Source organism: Bacillus cereus group sp. BceL220, assembly GCF_051776965.1.
In the GTDB taxonomy this organism is placed as follows: Bacteria; Bacillota; Bacilli; order Bacillales; family Bacillaceae_G; genus Bacillus_A; species Bacillus_A cereus.
In genome coordinates, this window is the sequence record NZ_JBPWBC010000026.1 from 24304 (window position 1) to 30643 (window position 6340).

Sequence of the window (6340 nt, forward strand, 5' to 3'; positions counted from 1 at the left end):
ATGATGAAAGACGCACTAAATAACTTAATTGATTTCCTTCTTTTATTGATCACACTATTAGACTCAGAATTGTTTACCAGAAAAACGTTATGTAAACTTTCAATTTATCAATTAGACAAAATAGTTTATTTGCTGGTACCTTATCATTAGCTAGAAAGAGCCCACTAAAAACGTAGACTCCTTTAGGTATCTAAATATTACATATATTTCAAACATAAAAAATAACATCGAATTCTTCTGTTAGTTTATTTAATATTTAATGAAGTAGATAATGTATTCCAAGGTGCATTTGTAGATGTGTTTTGATATTTGAATTGTCCATTTTGCTGTCCCGAAGCATCCCATTTATATTCCCAACCATCAACTGTTCTATCACCATTAATATCAATCATCTTAGAATCTACTTTTTTTAGTTTTTGACCACTCATTTGAGCAATTGGATTTCTACCATATCCCATTTCATTTGTATAAATGTATAAATAGCTCCCTCCATGATCTTTAACTGTACTTAAATTATTAGGACCAATAAATTCAACCCCGCCTAATTGAGATTCAACTTTTACCACATTTAATGATGTTAATGGTGGTGCAGGTGCTGCAGATGCATCAGTCGCTAAGCCAATTGTTGCTCCCACTACTAATGATGAAACTCCTAAAATCATTCTTTTTAGCATATACTCATCCCCTTTATATTTAATACAAATTGATTCTATCATACTAAATTCATACCTTTCCTTCTCTATGAAAGAGTTAACAAAAAGTACCTATTTACATATGAAATTGTGCATATTCATTGCATTTTTACTATTTACACTTACTACTAATCCTACTACAGCATAATTGCTTCTCTATCTTGATTGACTTAATACATTTTGCCTCGTTTCAAGCTGGTTTTTGTAAGAGCTAATAAATGGTACGTAGTTCGGTGGTTTAACAAATAAAGAATAGAGTTGCAAATCCAACTCTATTTAAGTCGGCTTTTCCTCTAGCATTATAAGCAAGATCCACCACTTGCATCGATTAACTCACCAGTTATCCAACGACTGTCTGATGATGAAAGAAAACCTACAATATCAGCTATATCATTAGGTTCTCCCCACCTATTAAAAGTCGATAAACCTGCAGCATATATTTGTCCATCTCGGTTGCCCAATGTCTCAGCGTTCATTTCTGTATTAATTATGCCTGGGAGAATCGCATTTACTGTAATACCACGAGCACCAAGTTGTTGTGCTAAAGTATGAGTGAGTGTATTTATTGCCCCCTTAGATATACTGTAGGCAAAAACACTTGGGGAGGCGATCCGTGTGACAAATGACGAAATATTGATAATCCGTCCTCCATCTTTTAAACGTGGCAAAGCCTTTTGAATAATGAAAAATGGAGCTTTTACATTAATATTCATAACCTCATCAAAAGACTCCTCTGTAGATTCCTCTAACGTTAAAACCTGCCCAATTCCAGCGTTGTTTACAAGGATATCAAATGTAATATCACCTATATATTTTTGAAGAGATTGATCCATCATTGAATACAATTTATTAATGCCGTTAAAGGTACTTAAATCTGCACTGATTGTAAATGCGGCACCGCCATCTTGTTTAATTTGATCCACTACACTTTCTGCTTCTTCTTTTCTTTTACTATAGTGAACAACGACTAACGCACCAGCTTGCGCCAAATGTAAGGCGATGCTTCGGCCTATTCCTCTACTAGCCCCTGTTACTAATGCAATTTTCCCCTTCAATTTATTCATCTCATCATCCCCTTGTTTAAAAAATTCTACTTAGTTATATCACAAGATACCCTTTGAAATGTTGCTCTCTCATTTGGTTTCCTTAAAGAACCTAGATAGTATTGCTACTAATTTTATTTAATACTAAACATCTAATTTTCTTTTGATGATATAGTGCCCCATGTCAGTTAAGCTAGGAAAGTGAATACCAAAAACTAAGAAAATTATTAGGTTAAGATTGTAGTACCTGAAAAATATTTAGTTTTTAAACCCTTGTTAAGTAGCTACGATGAGCAATTATACTAAACTAATAATGAAAAAAGGATCTGATATGAATATCAAATCCTTTTTTACTATGTATAATTATTTCACAGCTTCTTTTAATTCTTTTCTAGCTTTAAATGCCGGTGCTTTAGAAGCATCAATTCACATTAATTTAACATAATTATATACAGTTTTAACGAATTATATGTTGAACTTATTACATTCCAAGAAGTCCTTTACTTTTAGAATCGACAATTCTTCAATACCCTTAGACTTACTCTACGTCCCCTGTAGGGATTTTTTCGATAAACTAACATACTTCTTGTACGCTTACTGAACCTTATCTCTACTATTTTGTATCCACTTCAATGTTAAATCTTTTATCAAAATAGAAGTAAAAAAAGAGCATGAAATAATACATATAAAATTGAATGAATATTAAGATACATTCCCAGAGTCCTGATACATAATCTATTTAAATTGGAGAAAAGAAATCCTTATTTACCCAGTTTTTAAGCGACTTATGGTTTATTTTTTTCAAAAGAACGTGCACAATTCATACATAAAAAATATATGGGATCTATTTTCAAGTCCATTACACTTATTCCTTTCTTAATTAACCCTTTTTAGAGTTAATTTCGAATCTTGCTTTTGAGTTCTAAACCCTAATGCGATAGCCGCTCCAATACAGCTTGAAAAACATCCAACAAACAAATATAGGGATGGATCTGACTCACCGACTAAAACGGAAGCTATCCCTCCAATTACAGGGAATAGCGCAACCATATATCCACTTCGAGCTCCTCCGATTTTTTCTACAAGCTTCAAATAGAATAACCATGCTACAAAAGAAGCAAATAGAGTTAAGTATATCAACATAGATACATATGAAAACGATGTAGGAAATGCAAATTCTTGTCCTTGAAATAATACAATTACTCCCATCAATAAACTACCTACTGTAAATCCAATAGCATTTGCATAGATAGGGTTTACCTTATGGCTTGCATTTCGTGCCGAGCTCGCATCACCTATTGCTGTAAGAAGCGTACCTAAAATTGCAACCATAATTCCTTTTATATCATTGAACCCTTGAAAATCATTCAATTTCGGATAGATAAGAATACATACTCCTAATACCCCTAAAATACCTCCAAACAAAACGCGTGAATGTAACTTTTCTTTTAAAAAAATTCGAAGTGCGATCGGAGTCAAAATTACCTTTAATGAAAAAATCAATGTTACAATTGCCGCAGAACTCAAAATTGTAGCGTAATAAAGGCATAAATAGCTTATTGCAAAGTTACATATACCAAAAACTATTACAAATGGGATATCTTTTTTTGTTGGCATCCCATTTGGTCGAAGAAAAAAAACAAGCATCAAAAATAAAAAAGCTGTCATAACCAGACGGTAAGTTAAAGATAACTCTAAGCTGACAGGAGTTCCTTGAATTTTCACTGCAATAAAGTTGAGTCCCCATACAATCAAACAAAATATGTACATAAATATTGTCATAATTCTCCTCCTAAATTAAATTTTTTTATAAATTCATTATTTATTTATACTGTCATTTCTAAAAGGTACAGTTTACAATAAATACAAATGACAGATGGGGTATTAAAATAATGAAGGAACTAATATTTAATATAAATCGAAAAAGTAAAAATCCTATGTATCAACAAGTTTATCAATATATACGAACTCAGATTTTATCTGGTAAATTAGAACACGGTAAAAAGTTGCCATCAATTCGACAACTTGCTAACCAATTAGAGGTCAGCAGAAACACAACTCAGGTAGCCTATGAACAACTGCAATCAGAGGGGTTTATTCGAAGTGAGAACAAAAAAGGGTTTTTTGTAGAGGCTATTACATCGGATGAAACACTTAATTTTGAACCTATTAGAGAACAGCATTATGAAACAAATCATACTACCATGAAAACTATTGATTTTAAGATTGGGACAGTGGATCAAGAAAACTTCCCTTTAAAAAAGTGGAGAATGATTACAAACAAAATTCTTAAAGACTCTAGCATGTTTTCATACGGAAAAAAACAAGGCGACATTAAATTAAGGAAGGCACTAGCAGATTACTTATTTCAATCAAGAGGAGTTACTACTTCTGCAGAACAAATTATTATTGGCAGTAGTACACAACATTTGTTATTAATTTTGTCATTAATGTTAAAGCAAGACTATCATTATATAGCAGTAGAAGATCCTGGATATAACGTGGCAAGGGAGCTTTTTGTTCTTCAATCATTTATTATTGATCCAATTCCAGTAAAAGAACGAGGCATTCAAGTCGATTTTCTTTTAAAATCGCCTTCTAGACTTTTATATGTCACTCCTACTCACCACTTTCCGTATGGAGTGACCATCCCTGTCAATGAAAGACTAAAGTTAATTGGATGGGCAAAAAAGGTGGAAGGCTATATTATTGAGGATGATTATGATAGTGAATTTCGATATATTCATCAACCTATACCGTCTCTTCAAAGTTTAGATTCAAATGATAGGGTGGTTTATTTAGGAACTTTTTCAAAGGCACTCCTCCCCTCTATCCGTGTTAGTTATATGGTTTTGCCTAGGCGGCTAATAAATGAATATAAAAAGATACTCCCTTTACTTGAACAAACATCCTCATCTATTCATCAGCGAACATTGGCAACTTTTATGAATGAAGGATATTGGTACTCGCACTTAAGGAAGATGAAAACTTTGTATAAACGTAAAATGAATCTATTAAATAAGGAATTATCAAAGCATTTTAAGGAATATGTCAGGATTAAAGGTGGTAGCTCCGGTATTTTCGTTATTATTGAAGTGAAAACAAAAATGAGTGAAAAAATGCTAATTGAAAGAGCACATGATCACGGCATTATAGTTTATCCTTGCTCAAAATATTTCTCGGAATATTTACCAGAATATCCTCATATTCAACTTGGATTTGGTGATTTATGCGAAGAAGAGATAATAAAAGGAGTCTCTCAATTGGCAAAAATTTGGTTCTAATAGGAAAAGAGATAGAACAATTAATCAATGAATGATTGTATTTAATTTTTAATAGAAATCCCTTTAATATTTTGAATTTTTTTACACTAAGTGATATTTTATTTTTTATGCACAAAAAAGACACCTTTAAGGTGTCTTCCTCCAAATTAATAACTGCATGTTATATCATAAACTTTCTCAATAATTATTAATTTAATCTTTACTTTTAAATATATCCTTTTAACATATTTTTCGAGAAACGATTTGGATATAGAGCAATAAGCATTTCATATGGACTTCCTTTCCAATAGCATTTTAACGGCGTCCATAATTTTTGTTTTATTAGCCATTTTTGATTAAATACTTTTAATAGCTGTTTTTCATCCAATTTTTCTTTCTCTTCAATAGTCCACCTTAACGCCTCTAATGCTTTACGTTTAGACCAATATCCAACAGGAGTAACTCTAAATTCCCATTCTTTAAAACGCTCTCTATATAAATCATTAATCATTCTAAACGGACTATTCCCCCAAATCATTTGACATGCTGATGCTAATCCATGGGTCTTTAACCATTTTATATTGTATATATCAAGCAATTGTTTAGGGGTTAATCTCTCTTTTTCTTCAATGGTCCATTTCAATGCTTCTAATGCTTTTTCTTTAGTCCAGAAGTTATTAGGGGTCATGCCAAATTCCCATTCTTTAAAACGACCTGGATAAAGATCATTAATCATTGCATACGGGCTACTATTCCAATACATAGCCAGAGGTGCACTAAGCTTATTTTTTTTCAACCATTTTTTCCCGTATAATCCTAAGAACATTTCTTTTGAAAGACCCTCTTTTTCCTCAATAATCCATTTCAAAATTGCTAATGCTTTTTCTTTAGCCCAAAAATTCAAAGGAGTCATACCAAATTCCCATTCTTTGAACTGATTTGGATACAAATCATTAATCGCTTTAAAAGGGCTATTTTCATACCTATGTTTGAGTAATCCTCGTAGCCTATACTTTACAAGTAATTTTGTGTTCCACTTTTTTCTTATGTCTTCCTTATTCCATTTTAAAATACTGTTAAGCAAATATGTTAATACCCTCCGCGCCATTTTATTATCTATATCTTCTTTCCATGTATTTGGAGGAAATCTAATTCTTTTTCCATCTAATATTTCCTGATAAATATCTTCTATAGAAATTTCTTTTTTTAACAATATATAAATCCTCCTACAGTTTGTATTAATATTTATACACTATCATCATCTTCAATCAATATATCTATATTAAAAAATATAATTAAAATACCCATTAAAATCAATAATTTTATTATTGATTTTAATGGG

The 6340-nt window shown here is 31.6% G+C and carries 5 protein-coding genes; 1 reads left to right on the top strand and 4 read right to left on the bottom strand.

Going from position 1 to position 6340, the window contains the following annotated elements; genetic code table 11:
- Window positions 1–245 precede the first annotated feature (245 nt).
- From ACS2FK_RS29170 to ACS2FK_RS29180, 3 genes are all read right to left on the bottom strand, one after another.
- Window positions 246–674, bottom strand: a complete 429-nt coding sequence (locus ACS2FK_RS29170) for a DUF4879 domain-containing protein (RefSeq protein WP_063549438.1) — start codon at window positions 672–674, stop codon at window positions 246–248.
- Between the two features lie 317 nt (window positions 675–991).
- Complete coding sequence (locus ACS2FK_RS29175) at window positions 992–1756, bottom strand: SDR family oxidoreductase (RefSeq protein WP_063549440.1); 765 nt, start codon at window positions 1754–1756, stop codon at window positions 992–994.
- 855 nt (window positions 1757–2611) lie between these two features.
- Window positions 2612–3517, bottom strand: a complete 906-nt coding sequence (locus ACS2FK_RS29180; protein ID WP_063549442.1) for a DMT family transporter — start codon at window positions 3515–3517, stop codon at window positions 2612–2614.
- 110 nt (window positions 3518–3627) lie between these two features.
- Here ACS2FK_RS29180 and ACS2FK_RS29185 point away from each other — a divergent pair, with 110 nt between their 5' ends.
- A complete protein-coding gene (locus ACS2FK_RS29185; protein WP_063549444.1) occupies window positions 3628–5019 on the top strand; it encodes a PLP-dependent aminotransferase family protein in 1392 nt (463 codons plus the stop codon).
- Window positions 5020–5224: 205 nt separating this feature from the next.
- Here ACS2FK_RS29185 and ACS2FK_RS29190 read toward each other — a convergent pair whose 3' ends face one another.
- Window positions 5225–6211, bottom strand: a complete 987-nt coding sequence (locus ACS2FK_RS29190; RefSeq protein ID WP_063549446.1) for a DUF4046 domain-containing protein — start codon at window positions 6209–6211, stop codon at window positions 5225–5227.
- Window positions 6212–6340 lie beyond the last annotated feature (129 nt).